The organism is Corynebacterium sp. ACRPS, from assembly GCF_022346005.1.
Lineage (GTDB): Bacteria > Actinomycetota > Actinomycetes > Mycobacteriales > Mycobacteriaceae > Corynebacterium.
Map to the genome: position 1 here is coordinate 41076 of NZ_JAKRMY010000009.1, position 18227 is coordinate 59302.

Below are 18227 nucleotides of genomic sequence, written 5' to 3' on the forward strand. Positions count from 1 at the left end.
TGTATTGCTAATTGCAGGGCATATCACGGCTGTTTGGGGCTCTGTAAAAGTCCTCATGGGTTTTATGAAAACTCGCTCAATCGGTGAATTAGCTCAGCGATTGAGCCGTTAATTATTTCTTGGTGGAGATAACTTCCACCAAGCATTTGAGACACTTTGATGTGCTGAGTGAGTACAGCTAGGACTTGGTCGTCGCTCATTTCAGGGATCGCGGTGGACGAAATGAATTCCGCGAGCTCTTTACCGCCAAATAATGCTTGGGGGTCTGTGACACTAAAGTATTCAAAGTCCTTAATGAACTCACTGCGAAGTGACTCGGTACTCTGGGGCGTACCCTTTAGCTCTTGTGCTTCAACCAGTTGATCATAGAACTTAGTGAGCTCTGCATACTTGCCTGAAGTGTCGCTGCTATCTTGGTCTCCTGTGTCATCTGTCCGACCTGTTTTGGATACAGGGAAGGTGAATACAAGATCTTCTGGATCTAAGTCGAGATATTCGAAAAGGCTTCGAAGGAACCAGATTTTGGCAGAAGTGTTGTTGCCAACCTGAACATAAAGGCCTTCCTCAATCTTTCGGAAAGACCCAGTTTTTTCGGTGGTAGGCTTTTTAGACCGAAGGAATTTCGAAGATTCTGCGAAAGAAAGAATTTCAGTCCGGTGCTCGTGAAGTAAATACTTCAGTACTGCTTCGACCATGTCAGCCCACGATTTAGTGGTCTTTCTAAAGTCGCCGAATTCAAATCCGCTAATTTTTCGACCACTGAATTCTTCGCTTTCACCCATCGGCTCCTTTGGGAGTACTGCCTCTGGCGGTGCGAAGTTGGTTGACTTAGTTTCCCAGAAATCTAATGCTTTATCGGTAAGGACCTCGTTTCTCTTTTCAATCTGGGGTAAGGACCAGCGATCGGATTCCCGCAGGAGCTCATTGAGGCGATACGGCGAGCTGTCGAAGCCGTTCTCCATGGTTTTCTTGATGGTAAATGGAGAATTCGAGTAGGAAGAGTTGTAGCCGGTGACCGTGAGATTGCCAATTCGGTTTAACCATGACTCGTGAATTTCTTCGGCCCTGTCACCGAGCTCCTGGCGCCAAGCATCAGTAAGGGTCTGGGGCATGATGTGCTCGATGGAAATCCTATTTTCAGCAAGCGCCTTGGAGACATCGCGAATATCCTTTGAATCACCGTTTTCCAGGCAATTGAAAAGGTACTGCCGCCAGTATGCCCGAATGTTGTAGAAGTCTTTGGTGGCAAAGGCTTCCTTGAACTCAGCATCGGTGGGGAAACGACCGCTGCCTGAACGCCTGTTGATCTGATAGATGACGATTGGGGCGAATGGGGTGCCGTCTGAGTGAAGCTTACTGACCTCCGCGTACATAGTCGCGAAGATTTTATTGAGTGAGTTGGTAGCGATGCCGGTGACAAATCGGCGGACGATATAGGACTCGATGGTGAGCAACACTTCGAGGAAGTCCTCAGGCGTCGTCTTGGATTCGTGGACATCGCGAAGAAGCGGCATAAGGAATGGTAGAACCACAGCGCCCATAAATTCGTTCATGCGCTTTAGCTGCGTGTCTATTTCAGGATAACCGGTATCGGATTCGCGTATTTCACGGAAATACTTGGAATAGGCGTATAAATCATCCAAGAGCTCTGGCATATTCGTCTTGCGCTTGGAAGCGAAAGATTTGAATGCCTCATAAACGTCTTGTTCGCGTGGGGTCTTGGTGGTGTACGTAGTGAGATACCAGCGAATGAAAGAGTCGGTCTGAAAGTTGCAGTTGTCTTCAATCGGATTCCAGCGTTCGTTATATAACCTTTCCTGTTGCGTAGAGTCCAAGCCCATGAGGACAAAGTTGCGAATTTTGTCAGCTTCTTTAAGTTCCAAACCGGTGGAGTTTAAGCTTTCGAAGATGCGCTGGGGCTCGTCGTATTCCTCCAAATCCAAGTGCATTACTTCGAGGCGGCAGATCGCTTTCCAAACCTGGTCAGCGTCTAAAGGGGTAGAACGCAGCTTTTCTCGGAAGAAACGGTAGTTAGACGTTACATTCGATGAGTTGATGAATTCACTTTCAGGACCAAATAGTTTCTGATAAGCATTGTCATCGTCTTTTACAGGCTTAAGCTTGAAACGCGGGTTCTCCTTGTTGTGGCCGATTCGCAGGTAGTCAGAAATAATTTTCTCAGCAAGCGAGGGATCTTCACTCTGGATTTCGCCATCTCGGAGGGCATGAGCGAAAGCAAGCATGAGGATGCTGACGGTGGTAAGCCTCTGTTGGCCATCGATGACAATCCAATTCCAGGAATCTTGGTTCTTCCCGACTACCGCGCCGAAGAAGTGTTTCTTTCGGTCGCTAAGGATTATTTCCTCGAGATCGTCAAAAAGCCGGGCACATTGTTTGTGCTGCCAGTCGTAATTGCGCTGGTATACGGGGATGAGGAGACGGCGATTATTGCCATCATAAAGCGTATAGATTTCGCGGATGCTGCCGCGCATGGGAGACCTTTCGCGAGAAGGAAATTAGGAGGACAAGGCTATATTAGGTCAAGTCCGGTGGAGTGGTGTATCTGTCCTTTCTGAATCTGTGAATCGGGTGACAGTGTTGGGGTCCGGCTCAGGGTTGATGTCGGTTCATTAGGAGGCTGCTCCTCCTCGAGATTTGCATCCGCAAATTCACAGTTCGGGGCTGGTAACTCGATGCGGATAAAATGAATGGGAATAACCCCAACCCAAGGAGCCACCATGAACCAGAACAAATTCCGTCATGTCGTCGTCATGGGAGTCTCTGGCTCTGGCAAGACAACGGTGGGGGAGGCCCTGTCGCCGCTGGTTGGGCTAGAGTACCGCGACGGCGATGATATGCATCCGCAGGCGAATATCGACAAGATGGCCGCTGGGGCGCCGCTGAATGATGAGGACCGCGAGCCGTGGCTGAGGCAGATCGGTCAGTGGCTAGCGGAAAGACCAGAAGGCGCGATGGTGGGGTGTAGCGCGCTGAAGCGAAAATACCGGGACCTGATTCGGGAGTACTGCCCTGGCGTGGCGTTTGTGCATGTACACGGTGACTTTGATGTGTTGTATGAGCGGATGCAACACCGGCCGGGACACTTCATGCCAGCGTCGTTGTTGCAATCGCAATTCGATACCTTGGAGCCACTGGAAGAAGATGAAACTGGCCGCGTCTTCGATGTGACGCGGCCAGTAGAAGAGATTGCTAAAGACGCTACTGCCTGGATAAAGGCTGGCTCCTAAAAGACTGCAGCCGCACCGTAGAGGACGAGCACGAGTGCGAAGCCGATGACGGAGATGAGCATCTGATTAACGGTCCACGTCTTCAGAGTTGTCATCGTGTCCATGCCCATCAGGCGGCCTACGAGCCAGAAGCCGGAATCGTTGACGTGGGAGCCGAAGACCGAACCGGCGGCTGTGGCCACAACGATGAGTGCGAGTTGGAGCTCGTTGAAACCGCCAGCTTCCACGGCGGGGACCATGAGGGCAGCGGCCGTGGTGAGGGCTACGGTGGCTGAACCTTGTGCCAAACGGAGGGCTACGGCGATGAGATAGCAGGCCAGGATGACAGGGATGCCGAGGCCGGAGAGGGAATCGGCAAGCGCATCGCCAATGCCGGAAGTGCGGAGCACGCCGCCGAACATGCCGCCCGCGCCGGTGATGAGCACGACGGAACAGATAGGGCCAAGCGAGGAGTCAACGAGCTTTTCCAGCGCCGTCTTTTCCACGCCGCGGCGCAGACCGAGGACTACCAGTGCGATAAGCACCGTAATCAGCAATGCGATTGGAGTTTGGCCGAGCATGACGAAGAACCTGACCCACGTGGCATCGGCGTCGATGGTGCCGTAGGAAGCTAGGGCGTTGAGCCCGGTATTGAAGAAAATGAGCACCATCGGGATGAGCAAAATGGAAATTACTGTGGTGGCGGAGGCAGGTTTTAAGGGTTGTTCTTCTTCATTAACGATGGGCCCGGCGATGGCGTCAGTGACCTTGAAAGGGAACTTCTTTCCAGCAAAAAGGCCGAAGCGGTAGCCGGAGATATACCAGGTAGGCAGAGCCAGTAACAGGCCGACGAGCAGCACCAAGCCGAGGTCGGCGCCGTAGAATTCACTGGCGGCGACAGGACCGGGGTGCGGTGGCATGTAGACATGCATGACAGAGAATGCGCCGGCGGCCGGCAGGCCAAAGGCAAGGACCGGGCCATTCAAGCGGCGGGCGACGGCAAAGATAACCGGAAGCATCACGATAAGCCCAGCATCGAAGAAGATTGGAAAGCCCATAATCAGCGAGGCGATGCCGAGTGCAAGGGGTGCTTTATTTTCGCCGAAGCGGCGAACCATGGCGTCGGCAAGCGACTGGGCACCGCCGGAAGCCTCCACGAGCCGGCCGATCATGGCGCCGAGGCCCACCAGAAGCGCCACCGAGCCAAGGGTGGAGCTGAAACTTTCCGTCATCGTAGGGACGATGCCTTCCAGTGGTATGCCAGATGCAAGTGCTGTCAGCGCGGAGACCACCAGCAGAGTGAGAAAAGCGTGGAGTTTGAAATATATGACCAGTACCAAAATCACAGCGACCGCAGCGACCGCAATCCCCAGCAGCGGACCAGTGGACAATGTGGGTTCCCACGTCTCCATAGAAAAGGCTCCTTTTCTTGTGCAAACCTTTGAATATGGGCAACGTTAGCAGTAGCTCTGCTAGCCGATGCCCACATTCACCAACGCGGCTTATCTACCGCCCCGAAACTGGGCATATAAAAATCCCCTGATTCTCGTTGAGAACCAAGGGGGAGCAGAGGCGAGCTTAGTCGAACTGGCCTTGGATAATGGCGGCCGCATCAAGCGGCGTTACGTGATAGGAGATCGGGTTCTGGTTGGAACCTGCCATAAGTGCGCCGGCGCAGGAGTGTCCCGCGCCCATCATGTGGCCTAGCTCGTGAGCGATGGTGCCTTGGAGAGCCTCAGGGTAAGTAGCATTGGGCATCTTGATGGAGACTAATTTGTGATCCGGGTAAGCCGAGCCTTGGACGTAGCCGCGAGGATCTGGATTGTAGATGATGGAAATGGTGTCATCATCAGCTTCGGAAGGCTTTACTTCCTTAAGGGAAGCCTTCCCCTCGAGAGCCTCGTTCCACTCGGCAACGGCGGCGTCTAGCTGCTTGCGGTAGGGGAAGTTATCCGCCACTTTGTACTTCAGTACGCCATCGCTGAAATAAGGTTTTACAGAGTCCTCATCGTGGAGGATGGAAGGATCTGGGACCGGTTTCCCTTCGTTAGCCAGTTTGGTGATGGCCTTGCAGGTTCCAGGATCGATGATGGAACGTACTGGGTCGCTCTTTGCGTTCGCGGCCGGCGCGGCGATAGTACCGAGTATGGCGGTGGTGGCAAGGGCGGTGACAGATAGCTTCTTCAGAGAGCGCATCGGCAGTTAGTGACCTTTCGATTGGCTTATCGTTCGTGGAGTGCAGTTTGCCTTAGCAATATCCGCGGAAAAGAATTGCGTGGATGCCTCAGGCAAGCGAGTAATAATCAATTTTTACTACACCGGCCAAAGTAGAAATTTACATTGTTAACTTCGCTTTGTCGACTCTAATTTAGACGCTCACCAGTAGTAGAGCTAAATAGGTGGACACGGTCAGGATCGGGAGAGACGTGGAAAGTATCACCAATTGCGTAATCACAGCGAGCGCTTACCAACATGCCAGTTTGTCCGCCCATTCGGGTCGTCGACTGCAGATCTTCGCCGGAGTCCGCTAAGTCACCATAGAGGTAGGTTTGATTGCCTAGTTCTTCAACGTGTTTAACGGTGAATTCCGCACCTTCCTCTGTGTGCACCCAATCTTCGGGGCGAACGCCAACGGTAACGGATTTCCCACCATCGAAGTCGTAATTCGCCAAGTTGATGCGAGTCGACCCCAGGGTGAGCCGGCTAGAGGTGTGTGCGAGGTCGTAGATATTCATGGCAGGGGAGCCGATGAACCCAGCAACGAAGACGTTCTGGGGGCGGTCGTAGATTTCACGAGTGGTATCTACTTGTTGTAGGACACCTGCATTAAGCACCGCGACGCGGTCACCCATGGTCATTGCTTCGGTTTGGTCGTGGGTCACGTACACCGTGGTAGTGCCAAGGCGGCGTTGCAAATTCGAAATCTGCGCGCGGGTGGATACGCGCAGTTTTGCATCCAAGTTGGACAATGGTTCGTCCATGCAGAATACAGCTGGTTCGCGCACGATGGCGCGGCCCATCGCTACGCGCTGGCGCTGGCCGCCTGACAGATTCGCGGGCTTCCGGTCAAGCAAATCCTCCATCTGCAAAATTTTGGCGGCTTCTTGTACCCGTGTCTTAATCTGGTCCTTGGGTACTTTCCGGTTTTCCAAGGCGAAAGACATATTTTGTGCGACCGACATATTCGGGTACAGGGCGTAGTTTTGAAAGACCATGGCTACGTCACGATCTGATGGGCTGACTCCAGTGACGTCTTTTCCGCCGATCCGAATGGAACCTCGGTCTGTCGGCTCAAGGCCAGCGAGCATTCGTAGGCTGGTGGATTTTCCGCAGCCAGAAGGCCCGACGAGGACCAAAAACTCGCCATCGGAAATATCTAGATTAAGACGGTCAACTGCGGGGCGCTCCGCGTCTTTGGAATAGATGCGGCTTGCACCATCAAATGTGACAGTAGCCATGGTGTTACCTTTCAGATACTAAGGAAAATTGGCAAGATTAGCCGTTAATGACGGGCTTTACCTGGTTGTCATAAATGGATTGCAGAGTCTTTTCTAGATCCGTAAGCACCTTGGTGACATCGTCGCGGTTGGTGACGATCTTCTCAAAGGCACCACCAATCTCCTGATCTGCACCAGGGAGGAATACACGGGCGTTGTCCTGTGGGCGAGTTTCTGGAAGCTGCTTGATAGCAGTCTCGAAATTCGGGTTCTCTTCCATGAATTTCTTCTGATCCTCGTTGTCGGCAGCAGAAGAGCGGACTGGCATATAACCCACATTTTGGGACCAATACGAGGTGTTTTCCTCGTTCGTGATGAAATCAATCAGCTTGATGGCTGCCACCTGGCGGTTCTTGCTAATACCGGAAGGAATGGCGAGGCCTGCACCTCCGGTGGGGCAAGCGCCGTCTCCCTTTGGATTGGGAAGGAATGCGGTTCCTAACTCGAAGTCAGCGGTATCAGAGATACCTGCGAGATCGCCTGTGGATAGGACAGTGGCTGCAGCGCGTCCGGTGCCGAATTCCATAGCCATGTCATTGCCCATGTAGGAGTAGCCATTCTTGCTATCGGTAACATCCTTGAGCCATTCCACAGCTTCGATGGTTTTGTCATCAGTGAACTTCAAATCCCATTCATCGGAGTAGGCACCGCCCTTAGACCACAAGGGGCCTTGGAAAATCCATCCCAAGTAGCCGACTGCATCGCCCCAGCCAAAGGGCTTCATCTTAGAATCCGCGCTGGCGAGCTTTTTAGACCACTCATCCATTTCGTCCCAAGACTCCGGTCCACGGTCTGGCAAGCCAGCCTTCTTCCATGCGTCCTTGTTGTAGTAGAACAGGGGAGTTGACCGGACAAAGGGAAGCGCGAAGTGGCCGCCGTCGTAGTTATAGTCCTCATAGAGCGGCTGGACATAGGTCGAGAGGTCAATATCGGCTTCTTTGGCTAGATCATCAACATTGGCAATCTGCCCATTGATAGCGAAGTTGTACCACCACACATCAGACAGAACCACGATGTCTGGAAGATCAGAGCCGGTAAGTGCAGCATTAAACTTTTGCGCTGCCTCTTCGTAGTTCTTTCCAGCGTCAACAAGGGTGACCTTGATGTCAGGGTTTTCCTTCTCGAAGCGAGAGATGATTTCCTTTTCGATGTCCTTTGAGGAAGCCGGGTGGTTGGACCACCACGTCAATTCCGTGACCTCGCCACCATCGCCACCGTCGCTACTGCCCTGGGAACTGGTAGATGAGGTGCCAGCACAAGCGGCAAGAAATGAAGCGGTAGAAGCAGTGGAGGCTAGCGCGAGAAACTTACGGCGAAGCATGGGTATCTCCTTAAATTGAAGTCAGATTGAGAAGAATAGGGCGACAACGGCGAGCGTGATAAGGATAGAAGCCTTCTAACCTTTTACGGCGCCAGTGGTGAGACCTTGAATCATGTATTTCTGCAGGCCAAGGAAAATGACGACCATCGGGAGAATGGTTAGAACGGTTGCGGCCATTACTGGTCCCCAGTTAGTAACGCCATCGTTGTTTTGCAGCATGGTCAGACCCACCTGCAGGGGAGCAACCCGTTCTGTATCCGCCATCAGGAATGGCCACAAGTAGGTATTCCATTCGTTTACTAGGGTGATCACGGAAAAAGCTGTCAATGTTGGCCAAGAAACGGGAAGAAGCACCTTGGTGAGCAAGCGAATGGGGCCGGCGCCGTCCATGCGAGCAGCTTCCACAAGCTCATAAGGCAAGGACAGGAAGTGATTGCGCATGAGGAAGGTGCCGAATGCAACACCAGCCAGCGGGACGATGATGCCTACAAAGGTATTACGCCAGCCCAAGGAATTGACCAAGGCGTAGTTGGAAATCACCGTGATTTCTGCGGGGACCATCAGGGAAGAAATCACCACGATGAACACTAGATTGCGTCCTGGGAAGCGAAGGATAGATAACGCGTAGGCGGAGACGACACCAAGCACAATCTTTATAGCGGATAGCACCGCGGTAATGAAGACTGAGTTACGCAGGTAGGTCCAGAAAGGGACGCGCGTTGTGGCATCTGCGTAATTTTTGGTTTCCCACGTCGGCGGTAGCCAGTTAACTGGGTCGGTGTAAATATCACCTCTGGCCTTGAATGAGGTCATTAAGATCCAGAACAACGGCAGTCCCACGAGTAGGAGGACGAGGATAATTCCTACGTACCCACCGATGAGTTTGGCACGCCTTGCTACAGGGGAAGAGTCTGTGATCATGTGAAGATTTGAATCAGCCATAGGGTGGGTTAACCTCGCTTATCCATGATGCGGACCTGAATCAACGTAACGACGAGCAGGATGAGGAATAGGATTGTCGCAGCAGTGGCGCCGTAACCAGCACGGAAGTTGACAAAGGTTTCGTTATAAATCTGAAAAACCAGGGTCTGGGTGCCGTTTCCTTGAGGGCCGCCCCGGGTCATGACGTTGATGATGTCGAAGACCTGCACAGAGTTGAGCAGTACCGTAATGGAAAGGAAGAAGGTGGTATTGCGCAGTTGCGGCATTGTCACGCGCCAGAATTTGCGCCAACGGCCTGTTCCATCAATGGCGGCAGCTTCGTCTAATTCCTTATCTAGGCCCTGTAGGGCAGCCAAGTAGATGACAAACGTATAACCCAAGTTCTTCCACACGAATGTAAATGTCACCATGAACAACGCCCAGCCAGGCACGGCATAAAAGTTTGGAGAACTAATGCCAAACCATCCGAGGATTTCTTGAATCAACCCAAAGTTGGGGTCGAATACGAACTGGAAGGCGATACCGATTGCGGCACCGGAGATGGCGTAGGGCGCGAAGACCACCGAGCGTGCGAAGTTGCGGCCTCTGATCTTTTGATTGAGAAGTAGCGCAAGCGCGAGCCCAATAACCATGGAGCCGATGACCGTGAAAAAGGTGAAAATGACGGTATTAAAGACGATCGTCTTTGTATCGTCGCGCGTGAACCACTCCACGTAATTATCAAAACCAACAAAAGTGGAGCTTGAACTAGAAATATTCCAGTTAAAAAAGGAAAGCCGAATATTATCCAGTAGTGGCCGGTAGGTAAAAATGGCCAGCAAGATGAGGTTGGGCGCCAAAAGCGCGGCAGCCAGCAACCATTCCTTATGTCGGCTCTTTGTAGCCTTTCGCACGAGCTCCGATGAATTATCGTTGCTCGGGCCGGTGGCCGTGGCAGTCGCGATGCCGTTCTTAGCGTCGGCGTGGTCATCCCTGAGAGTCACCCAGCCAACGTAAACCGCGTAGATTACGGGGTGTTTCACATAATGGAAACTTTTGATGAATTTAAAACGTCGAGTCCGTAAAGGCTAGGGGGCTATTGCGAACTCTATTGAAAACAACTCCAGCGCCCGGGCCTCAGTGAAGGGCCGCAGGGCGCTGGAGCTGGTTCTCTCTATCTCTCTTGCGCTCTCTCGAACGCTAAGAAAAGTATGGCGCTAGACCCTGTTATGGGCATTGAAGAAAGCTGAAATTTTCCTGGAAGTTAGTGGAGGGTAAGAAGGCCGCGAGGGAGGCGCACGGTGCGCTAGTCTGGGAGGTAGAAGAAACAGCCAAAATGTGGGTGGAAGCTGGGGCAATGGCCGCCGAGAAGTGGCCTGGATCGCAGCTTTCCCGCGAGGTAGAGGTGGAAGATTTGTCGTCGCAGTATGATCCGAATTTTCACCGGCAGATGGGCGTGGAAGCTGACGTCGTCTTGCGCGTCGGAATGATGCTGATGGGGGCGGGCACATCGGGCTATCGCGTCCTGCGCGGTATGAAGCGCAGCGCCCGGGCACTGGGATTTGATTATTTGGACGCAAACGTGGGCCTGACGCAGATTACCTGTACTTTTCACCGGGGCGATTCCTTTCGCACGGTGATTGCGCGCACGCATTCGCCGGCCGTTGATGCTTCCCGCATTGAGGCATTGGAGGACCTCACCCATAACCACTTGTATTCCGGCATTACCGCGGAAGAGCTTGCGGGGATGCTCGATTCCATAGAAAGCGATGTGAAAAAGCGCTGGAGCGTGTGGGTCCTATCCACGGCGGCCGCGGTCGCGTGCGCGGCGTTCGCTTACCTGAATTTCTTCCCAGTGCAAGCGGTAGGGCTCGTGGCGCTGGCGGCATTCGTGGGGCAATTTGTACGCTATGAGGTGCTTCACCAGCACGTGCACCAAATTGGCGGGATCATCGCTGGTGGCGCGGCAGCCAGCATCACCTTCTTTATCCTCATTGAGCTCCTCGGATTTGCTGGGGTGGTGGAGCCGAGCGAGCTGTCCTCAGGCTATGTCGCAGCGGTACTCTTTTTGATCCCGGGGTTCCCGCTCTTTTCGGCGCTGATCGATATTGCGCGCTTTGATTTTGATGCGGGCATCGCCAGGCTGGGCTATGCGTTCACGGTCATCTTTACCGCTACGTTTACCGTCTCCATGGTCAGTTGGCTAACGGATCTCAGCCCAGATCCGCCGGTTCCCGCCCCGGATACGCGGTGGTACCTGCTGGCGTTTGTTGCCAGTTTCTTCGGCATCGCGGGCTTTGCCTTCCTCTTTAATTCCTCGCGCCGCATGGTGCTGGTGGCTGCAAGTGTGGGAACCGTGGCCAACGCGGTGCGCCTTGGCCTCCTTGAGCTGGGCACGACCATCTACTTTGCAGCGTTTATCGGCGGGCTCATTATCGGGCTCTTGGGCGCGGTGGCCTCGCAAAAGGCGCGGTTGCCGCGCATTACCACCACCGTGCCGGCCGCCGTCATCATGATCCCTGGGGTGACGATGTTCCGCGCGGTCTACTACCTCAATGATGGCCAGATGGATCAGGCGGTGGCGAATGTAGCCACGGGCTTGATGGTGGTAGGCGCCATCGGTGCTGGGATGGTATTTGCCCGGCTGCTGACGGACCGCGATTGGGCGCTGGGACGCCTTATTGATTTCGATAAGGAAATCCCGCGGAAAAAGCCCTCTTAGTTCGGGTGGTCTAGCAGTGGGGCGGCCAGAGGCAGCAGGCAGTAGCGGCACCCCACAACGCAGAACCAGTAAAACGCCAGCGGCACCCGGTTCCTTTCGGTTCCGAGTGCCGCTGGCGTCTCTCTCTACAAGGGTGTTTCCATGTATCGGTTTTCACCGCCCTCTGGAAACTGAGGGGTTCTCTCTATCTCTCTCGTATGCGCTCTCTCAAACGCATGATTTAAGTATGGGGCACGCGGCTGAGCTCACCATGGAATCTGCCTGAAAGGTTGCTGCTAAGTGCTGTGAGTTGGGTGGGGAAGGGAGGCATCGGCAAGCAAAGCTTGTAGGCGAGGCTATAAAGGCATATAAAAGTGACATAAACCATAGTAAATTCTGTAGGCTCGTTGCTATGGGTGCAGACTATGCTGCGCCATTTTTGCGAAAAGCTCAACAGAAACGAGGTGAGGAGCATGGCTCCTCTGATAGCCCCACCGCCAGCGAGTGACGAATCTGCCCCAACGGATGTGGACGTTCCTGGCACTTCACACGAACAGCGCGCTTCCGCTATCAAGGCCGCATTCATCGGCACGTTTATTGAGTGGTTCGATTATGCGGCCTATATCTATATGTCCGCGATTATCTCGCGTGTCTTCTTCCCAGAAATGGAAGGCCGCCGCGCGCTGATTTTGACCTTCGCGCTCTTCGCGCTGTCATTCCTGGTGCGCCCCATCGGTGGAATCGTCTGGGGCCATATTGGTGATAAGCACGGCCGCATCCACACGTTGACCTATTCCATCGTGCTGATGTCGCTGGCGACCGCCTGCATCGGCCTATTGCCTGGGTATGCCACCATCGGCTTTGCCGCCACGCTCTTGCTCCTTATGTGCCGCATGGTGCAAGGCTTTTCCGCCGCCGGTGAATATGCCGGCGCCGCCACCCACCTGGCTGAGATTGCCCCACCTGGAAAACGCGGGATTTATGCCGCGGTGGTGCCCTCGGCCACCGCATCCGGGCTGCTCTTGGGCTCGCTCATCGCGGCTTTTCTTACCGGCGTGCTTGATGATGGTGCCCTGCATTCCTGGGGCTGGCGCGTGCCCTTCCTGGTAGCGCTGCCGCTGGGCCTGTACGGCTTGTGGATCCGCCGCCACACGGAGGAATCCAACCGCTTTGAAAAGCACGCGGACACCGAGCTTTCGCCCCTGCGACAGGTGCTGAAATACCCCAAGGCCCTGGCTATTGCCTTTGCCGGCGCGGTGCTCAACGCGATTGGCTTCTACGTCATCTTGACCTACCTGCCCACCTATCTTTCAGAGGAGCTGGGCATGGCAGAAACCCCGGCGTTTATCGCGTCCTCGGTGGCCTCCGCGTTCTACGTGGGGTTTGCGCTACTTACCGGCCTGCTCTCTGATCGCCTGGGCCGGCGGACTACCATGCTGTGCGCCGCGCTCTTTATGGGCCTTGCCATCATTCCGGCATTCATGCTTCTCGATGGCGCAGGCATCCTGCTCGTCATCATCATTCAGGTGTGCCTGGGTGGGGTGCTGGCGCTTAACGATGGCGTCTTGCCCTCCTTCCTTTCCGAGCAGTTCCCCACGCACGTGCGCCTGTCTGGCTTCGCGCTGACGTTTAATACGGCCAATGCCATCTTCGGCGGTACCGCCCCGATGATCGCGACGTGGCTGATTGATACCACCGGAAATAGACTCGCCCCGGCCTTTTACCTGGTGGCCGCGGCGATCGTGACGGGCACCGCCGTGCTCTTCGCGCCGCGCAAGAACGACCTGGTGGCATAACCCGTGCGGGTTATGCCTGTGGAACTAGCAAAACGCCAGCGGCACTCGGTTCCTTTCGGTTCCGAGTGCCGCTGGCGTCTCTCTACAAGGGTGTTTCCATGTATCGGTTTTCACCGCCCTCTGGAAACTGAGGGGTTCTCTCTATCTCTCTCGTATGCGCTCTCTCAAACGCATGATTTAAGTATGGGGCACGCGGCTGGAACAGCAATGGAATCTATCTGATAGGTCGCTGAAAATTACTGAAAGTTTCCTGTACATCCATTTGTGCTGGTAAGCGGCCCCAAAGATTATCCTTCTATCAGCCCTTCATCGATGAGGAAATCTCGGGCCACGGCGGTGTAGTCCTCACCGTCCACGTCCACGCGGGCATTGAGCTCCTGCATCTTTTCATCCGTCAGGAGCTCCGCGAGGGGCGCGAAGAGATCCTTGATCTCTGGATGTTCTTCCAAGACCTCGGTGCGTACAACTGGGGCGAGGTTGTACTTAGGGAAGAAGAGCTCAGGATCCTCGAGCACGGTGAGGTTTAAGGACTTAATGCGGCCATCGGTGGCAAAGATCGAACCGAAGGTGCACTCGCCCTTATTCAAGGCGGCATAGACGGCGCCGGAATCCATAATCCGGATGCGGTCGCGCGGTGGTTGTTCAATGCCATAGCTATCCAGCATGGTAAGCAGGCCGTCGTTGCGGGCCAAGAACTCGCTATCGGTGCAATAGGTCTGTTCATTGGCGGGAATACCCTTGATATCGGCCAGCGACTCAAGGCCGTACTGTGCGCGGGACTGTTCGCTAATGGCCAGCGCGTACGTATTATTCATCGGCGCAGGGGGCAGCCAGGTAAGTCCATGGTCCTTATCGGCTTCTTTTACCGCCTCGTATTGCTCCTGCGAGCCGGGGACCGGATCGGCGTTGCCCAGGTAGGTAATCCAGGCGGTACCGGTGTATTCAAACATGGAGTCCATATCGCCGACCTCCAGCGCTTGGCGCGCCGAGGTGGAGCCGGGGATATTGGTCAAGTCCTTTACGTTGGCACCGGCGGATTCCAAGAGGATGGCGCCAATCTTGCCCAGGATCACCTGCTCGGTGAAGTTCTTGGAACCGATGGAAATATTGGCGCCATCCAAGTCGATATCGGCTAGGTCGCCCTTTAACTGTCCGCTCGGGATGAGGCCACCGGCGGTGCCGAGGCCGCACCCGGCGAGGAAGAAGGTGCCTGCGGCGGCGAGGGTTGCGAGGAGGCGTTTCATTTGATCATTCCCTTCGGGGCGAAGACAACCTCAAGAACGCGGCCCACCCATTCGACCGCTAAGGCTAAGGCGGCGATAAGGACCGCGCCAGAGATGAGAATAGGGTTGCGGTAGAGAGTAATACCGGTGGTAATCAGCCCGCCGAGGCCGCCGGCATCGATAAAGGTGGCAAACGCACCAGCGCCGACCAAAAGCACCAAGGAGGTGCGGATGCCGGTCATGATGACCGGCAGGGCCATGGGCAGCTCAACCTTGGTGAGCACCTGGATTGGTGACATGCTGAGGCCATAGGCGGCCTCGACAAGCTGCTTATCCACGCCCCGCAAGCCCGCAATCACGTTGGCGAGCACGGGCAAGAAGGCATAGAACCAGAGGCCGAGGATTGCCACCGGCTCGCCAAAGCCCAGCCAGATGGCCAATAAGACGATGACGCCGACGACGGGCGCGGCCTGGCCAATATTCGCGATGCTGGTGATGATCGGCGCCATGAACTTGGTGGACTTGCGCGTTAGCACGATGCCCAGCGGCACGGCCGTGGCGATGACCAGCAGCGCGGAGATGACCACGAGGACTAAGTGCTCGCGGGTCATGGTGAGCACGGAGCTAATCTGCAGGGTGCGCTCTTCAATATCATCGAGCTCGGCCGTGGCGTGCCAGATGAGCCAGCCGCCCACCGTAAGTACCACCAGGATGGGGATGCCGATGATAAGGAGGCGGTCTTCACCGGTCAGGCGCTTAAATTTCTCCACCGGAATCCACCTCCTGGTCATCTAAAGCCTCTTGGGCCGCGGCGTTCATCTGTTGGATATAATCCGTGACCGTTTCGTAGTACAAAACGCCCACAAATTCACCGCGGCGGGTGACAAGTGCGCCGCTGTGGGAGGAAGCAAGCATGGCAGACATGGCATCGCTAAGCGTAGAGCGCGCATCCACAACGGAGTTGAGCTCGAACTGCGGCTCCGGGATGGTCTCGTAGCGCTCGAGCTGGCGGGCGAAGATCCAGTCGCGGGGATGGCCCTTGTCATCGATGATGACCACCATTTCTTCGCCGGCTTCGCGCAGGCGTGCTAGGGCCTCACTTGTGGGTTCGCCGATGCGCGCGGTGGCCTGGTCCGCAAGGTCCAGCTCATCCGCGCGGCGCAGGTTGAGCTGCTTTAAGGCAGAGCCGGAACCAATGAAATCGGCGACGAAATCATTCGCGGGCGCGGCCAGGATGTTTTCGGGCGTATCGTACTGGCTGATCTTTCCGCCCGGTTCAAAGATGAGGATGCGGTGGCCCAGCTTGATGGCCTCATCGATATCGTGCGTGACGCAGATGATGGTCTTTTTCAACTCGGATTGGATATTGACCAATTCATCCTGCAGACGGGTGCGGGTGATGGGGTCGACCGCGCCGAAGGGCTCGTCCATCAAGACCACCGGCGGATCCGCAGCCAGGCCGCGGGCGACGCCGACGCGCTGTTGCTGGCCACCGGATAGCTCGCTGGGGAAGCGATCGCGGTAGGTGGCAGGATCGAGCCCGACCATATCCAAAAGCTCGTCGGTGCGCTTCGAAATCTTATCGGCCTTCCACTTCTTTAGCTTGGGCACAAGCGCGATATTATCCGCGACGGACATGTGCGGGATGAGGCCGCCGCCTTGGATGACGTAGCCAATATCGCGGCGCAGCTGCGTGGGGTTTTTCTTGGTGGCATCCTCGCCATCGATATAAATGGTGCCGCTGGTTGGCTCCACCAAGCGGTTAATCATCTTCAGCGAGGTGGTCTTACCGCAACCAGACGGGCCGACGAATGCGACCAGCTCGCCCGCCGGAATTTCGAAGGAAAGGTCCTCCACGGCGGGGGAGTCCTGGCCCGAATAGGCCTTGGTGACGTGATCGAAGACGATGCTGGCACCGCTATTGCTCGTGTCCTCGGCGTGCGTGGATGAAGCGTGCGTTGTATCGGACATTCTTAGATACCTTTCGGGGTGGTCAATTTTTGGATTCCGGCGAGAATCGCATCCACGATGAGCGCGATGATGACGACGCCGATGGTGCCCACCAGCGTGAAATTAAGTGCGTTGGTGCCGCCGATTTGGCTAAGCCCTGAGTAGATATATCCACCCAGCCCTGGGCCGAGCGCGTAGGCGGCGATGGCGGCAACACCCATAGACATTTGGGTGGAGACGCGGATACCGGTCATAATCACCGGCCAGGCCAGCGGCAGCCGGATGCGGAAGAGGATGGCCGTCGAGCTCATGCCCTGCCCGCGGGCGGATTCGATGACATCGTCGCTGACATTGTGCAAGCCGACGATGGCATTGCGCAGGATGGGAAGGACAGCATAAAAGACCACGAGGGCAACGGACGGTATGGTGCCGATGCCAAAAAGCGGGATGGCAAGACCAAGGAGCGCCAGCGAAGGCAAGGTCAACCCGATGGAGGTTAAGGCATTAGCAATAGCCGCACCGCGCGGGCGTTGGGCCACAAAGATGGCAATTACCAACGCGATGACCAGGGCCACAACGACTGATTGGATGACAAGGCTTGCGTACTGGTAACTGCGGAAAAGGATATCCTGCCAGCGCGCAGCGATAAATTCGTTCATTTCATCACCTAAAAGAAAGAGAATAGGGCGCAGGGAAAATTATTAGGAGCACAGACTCTCTGGTCCTTCCTCTGCGCTGATGATGTGCTTCTAGCGTACAAGCTTTTTTACGCGCGAAACAATAGCGTGACAGGCTGGGCACAAAACCGGGGGCAGTGAGCACGAGGTAATACCGGTCTTATTGGCGGCCTAGAAAAACAGCACTTGGCCGATAAGTGCCAGGGCAGCGGTAATAGCTACCACCGTGACGATGCGGTTCAGGCGCTTAGTATCGATGAAATGGTTGAGATAGTTGGCAATGAATAAACCGACGACCACCAACGGGCTATAGGCAGCGGCGGCGTAGACCTGCGGCTGGGTCACCTGGCCGTTAAAGCCCAGGATGATAAGGGACATGACGGTACCGATCACAAAGGTGCCGGCGAGGCTGCCGCGGGTGCGCTGTGGGTCGAAGCGCTTCATAATCAGCGCCATCGGCGGGCCACCGATGGAGGTAGAGGTTCCCAGGAATCCGGAGGTAAGCCCGGCTAAGACGGTATTGCGCCTGGTGGGCTCGGGGCTCCAGCCGAGGCTGGAGAGGGACATTGCCAAGAGCACGGCGCAGCCGATGAAGATGGACAGGCCGTCGTGTGAGAGGGATGCGATCGCCCACGCACCGGCGAACGAGCCCGGAATGCGGGCGATGACGGATATGCCGACCAAGCGCCATGAGGTTTCGCGGTAGGTTCGCGCCAGCGTATAGATGGAAATGCACAGCGCGAGGAGCAAGATGAGCGTGGGGACTAAATCTGGGCGCAAGAGCGCGACTATGGGGGTGGCGATGGTGCCGAGCCCAAAGCCGATCGAGCCCTGAGTGATAGTGCCGACCAAGATGAGCACACCAATAAAGATGTAGACCCACGCGTCTGAAGAGATTCCCAAGAACATGATGG

At 55.4% G+C, this 18227-nt stretch carries 15 protein-coding genes; 3 read left to right on the top strand and 12 right to left on the bottom strand.

All coding sequences use genetic code 11. The features are described from left to right. Positions 1-62: 62 nt before the first annotated feature. Positions 63-2492 carry a DUF262 domain-containing protein gene (locus MHX65_RS06620; protein WP_239269382.1) on the bottom strand — a complete coding sequence of 810 codons (2430 nt, stop codon included), beginning with the start codon at positions 2490-2492 and terminating at the stop codon, positions 63-65. 246 nt (positions 2493-2738) lie between these two features. On the opposite strand from MHX65_RS06620, the gene MHX65_RS06625 reads away from it, so the two are divergent. After that, entirely contained in the window at positions 2739-3248 is a 510-nt protein-coding gene (locus MHX65_RS06625; protein WP_239269383.1) for a gluconokinase, read from the top strand. Here MHX65_RS06625 and MHX65_RS06630 read toward each other — a convergent pair. From MHX65_RS06630 to MHX65_RS06655, 6 genes are all read right to left on the bottom strand, one after another. After that, positions 3245-4639 carry a GntP family permease gene (locus tag MHX65_RS06630; RefSeq protein WP_239269384.1) on the bottom strand — a complete coding sequence of 465 codons (1395 nt, stop codon included), beginning with the start codon at positions 4637-4639 and terminating at the stop codon, positions 3245-3247. The genes MHX65_RS06625 and MHX65_RS06630 overlap by 4 nt on opposite strands. A 166-nt stretch (positions 4640-4805) precedes the next feature. Then, a complete protein-coding gene (locus tag MHX65_RS06635; RefSeq protein ID WP_239269385.1) occupies positions 4806-5423 on the bottom strand; it encodes a hypothetical protein in 618 nt (205 codons plus the stop codon). Positions 5424-5590: 167 nt separating this feature from the next. Further along, complete coding sequence (locus tag MHX65_RS06640; RefSeq protein WP_239269386.1) at positions 5591-6685, bottom strand: ABC transporter ATP-binding protein; 1095 nt, start codon at positions 6683-6685, stop codon at positions 5591-5593. 37 nt (positions 6686-6722) lie between these two features. Further along, entirely contained in the window at positions 6723-8045 is a 1323-nt protein-coding gene (locus MHX65_RS06645) for an ABC transporter substrate-binding protein (RefSeq protein ID WP_239269387.1), read from the bottom strand. 75 nt (positions 8046-8120) lie between these two features. Then, complete coding sequence (locus MHX65_RS06650) at positions 8121-8966, bottom strand: carbohydrate ABC transporter permease (RefSeq protein ID WP_239269444.1); 846 nt, start codon at positions 8964-8966, stop codon at positions 8121-8123. Between the two features lie 29 nt (positions 8967-8995). After that, positions 8996-9880, bottom strand: coding sequence for a carbohydrate ABC transporter permease (locus MHX65_RS06655; protein ID WP_239269445.1), 885 nt, complete (start codon positions 9878-9880; stop codon positions 8996-8998). A 536-nt stretch (positions 9881-10416) separates the two neighbouring features. Between MHX65_RS06655 and MHX65_RS06660 the strand changes: the two genes are divergently transcribed. Beyond that, positions 10417-11688: a threonine/serine ThrE exporter family protein gene (locus MHX65_RS06660; RefSeq protein WP_239269446.1), complete on the top strand. Its 1272-nt coding sequence runs from the start codon at positions 10417-10419 to the stop codon at positions 11686-11688. Between the two features lie 452 nt (positions 11689-12140). Further along, positions 12141-13463, top strand: a complete 1323-nt coding sequence (locus MHX65_RS06665) for an MFS transporter (protein WP_239269388.1) — start codon at positions 12141-12143, stop codon at positions 13461-13463. Positions 13464-13750: 287 nt separating this feature from the next. Here MHX65_RS06665 and MHX65_RS06670 read toward each other — a convergent pair whose 3' ends face one another. The 5 genes from MHX65_RS06670 to MHX65_RS06690 all read right to left on the bottom strand — a co-directional run bounded on the left by MHX65_RS06670 (position 13751) and on the right by MHX65_RS06690 (position 18222). Beyond that, positions 13751-14707: a glycine betaine ABC transporter substrate-binding protein gene (locus tag MHX65_RS06670; RefSeq protein WP_239269389.1), complete on the bottom strand. Its 957-nt coding sequence runs from the start codon at positions 14705-14707 to the stop codon at positions 13751-13753. Next, a complete protein-coding gene (locus MHX65_RS06675; protein WP_023016900.1) occupies positions 14704-15456 on the bottom strand; it encodes an ABC transporter permease in 753 nt (250 codons plus the stop codon). The genes MHX65_RS06670 and MHX65_RS06675 overlap by 4 nt, the downstream gene beginning before the upstream one ends. Then, positions 15443-16657: an ABC transporter ATP-binding protein gene (locus tag MHX65_RS06680; protein WP_239269390.1), complete on the bottom strand. Its 1215-nt coding sequence runs from the start codon at positions 16655-16657 to the stop codon at positions 15443-15445. The genes MHX65_RS06675 and MHX65_RS06680 overlap by 14 nt, the downstream gene beginning before the upstream one ends. Positions 16658-16659: 2 nt before the next feature. Then, positions 16660-17295 carry an ABC transporter permease gene (locus tag MHX65_RS06685; RefSeq protein ID WP_239269391.1) on the bottom strand — a complete coding sequence of 212 codons (636 nt, stop codon included), beginning with the start codon at positions 17293-17295 and terminating at the stop codon, positions 16660-16662. Between the two features lie 189 nt (positions 17296-17484). After that, a complete protein-coding gene (locus MHX65_RS06690) occupies positions 17485-18222 on the bottom strand; it encodes a sulfite exporter TauE/SafE family protein (protein WP_239269392.1) in 738 nt (245 codons plus the stop codon). Positions 18223-18227 lie beyond the last annotated feature (5 nt).

What these genes read in the sequence shown, in the direction of transcription:
- MHX65_RS06620 (WP_239269382.1), bottom strand. Translation starts at nt 2,492, where the DNA reads ATGCGCGGCAGCATCCGCGAAATCTATACGCTTTATGATGGCAATAAT.
- MHX65_RS06635 (WP_239269385.1), bottom strand. Translation starts at nt 5,423, where the DNA reads ATGCGCTCTCTGAAGAAGCTATCTGTCACCGCCCTTGCCACCACCGCC.
- MHX65_RS06645 (WP_239269387.1), bottom strand. Translation starts at nt 8,045, where the DNA reads ATGCTTCGCCGTAAGTTTCTCGCGCTAGCCTCCACTGCTTCTACCGCT.
- MHX65_RS06640 (WP_239269386.1), bottom strand. Translation starts at nt 6,685, where the DNA reads ATGGCTACTGTCACATTTGATGGTGCAAGCCGCATCTATTCCAAAGAC.
- MHX65_RS06670 (WP_239269389.1), bottom strand. Translation starts at nt 14,707, where the DNA reads ATGAAACGCCTCCTCGCAACCCTCGCCGCCGCAGGCACCTTCTTCCTC.
- MHX65_RS06685 (WP_239269391.1), bottom strand. Translation starts at nt 17,295, where the DNA reads ATGAACGAATTTATCGCTGCGCGCTGGCAGGATATCCTTTTCCGCAGT.
- MHX65_RS06630 (WP_239269384.1), bottom strand. Translation starts at nt 4,639, where the DNA reads ATGGAGACGTGGGAACCCACATTGTCCACTGGTCCGCTGCTGGGGATT.
- MHX65_RS06650 (WP_239269444.1), bottom strand. Translation starts at nt 8,966, where the DNA reads ATGATCACAGACTCTTCCCCTGTAGCAAGGCGTGCCAAACTCATCGGT.
- MHX65_RS06660 (WP_239269446.1), top strand. Translation starts at nt 10,417, where the DNA reads ATGGGCGTGGAAGCTGACGTCGTCTTGCGCGTCGGAATGATGCTGATG.
- MHX65_RS06680 (WP_239269390.1), bottom strand. Translation starts at nt 16,657, where the DNA reads ATGTCCGATACAACGCACGCTTCATCCACGCACGCCGAGGACACGAGC.
- MHX65_RS06690 (WP_239269392.1), bottom strand. Translation starts at nt 18,222, where the DNA reads ATGTTCTTGGGAATCTCTTCAGACGCGTGGGTCTACATCTTTATTGGT.
- MHX65_RS06625 (WP_239269383.1), top strand. Translation starts at nt 2,739, where the DNA reads ATGAACCAGAACAAATTCCGTCATGTCGTCGTCATGGGAGTCTCTGGC.
- MHX65_RS06665 (WP_239269388.1), top strand. Translation starts at nt 12,141, where the DNA reads ATGGCTCCTCTGATAGCCCCACCGCCAGCGAGTGACGAATCTGCCCCA.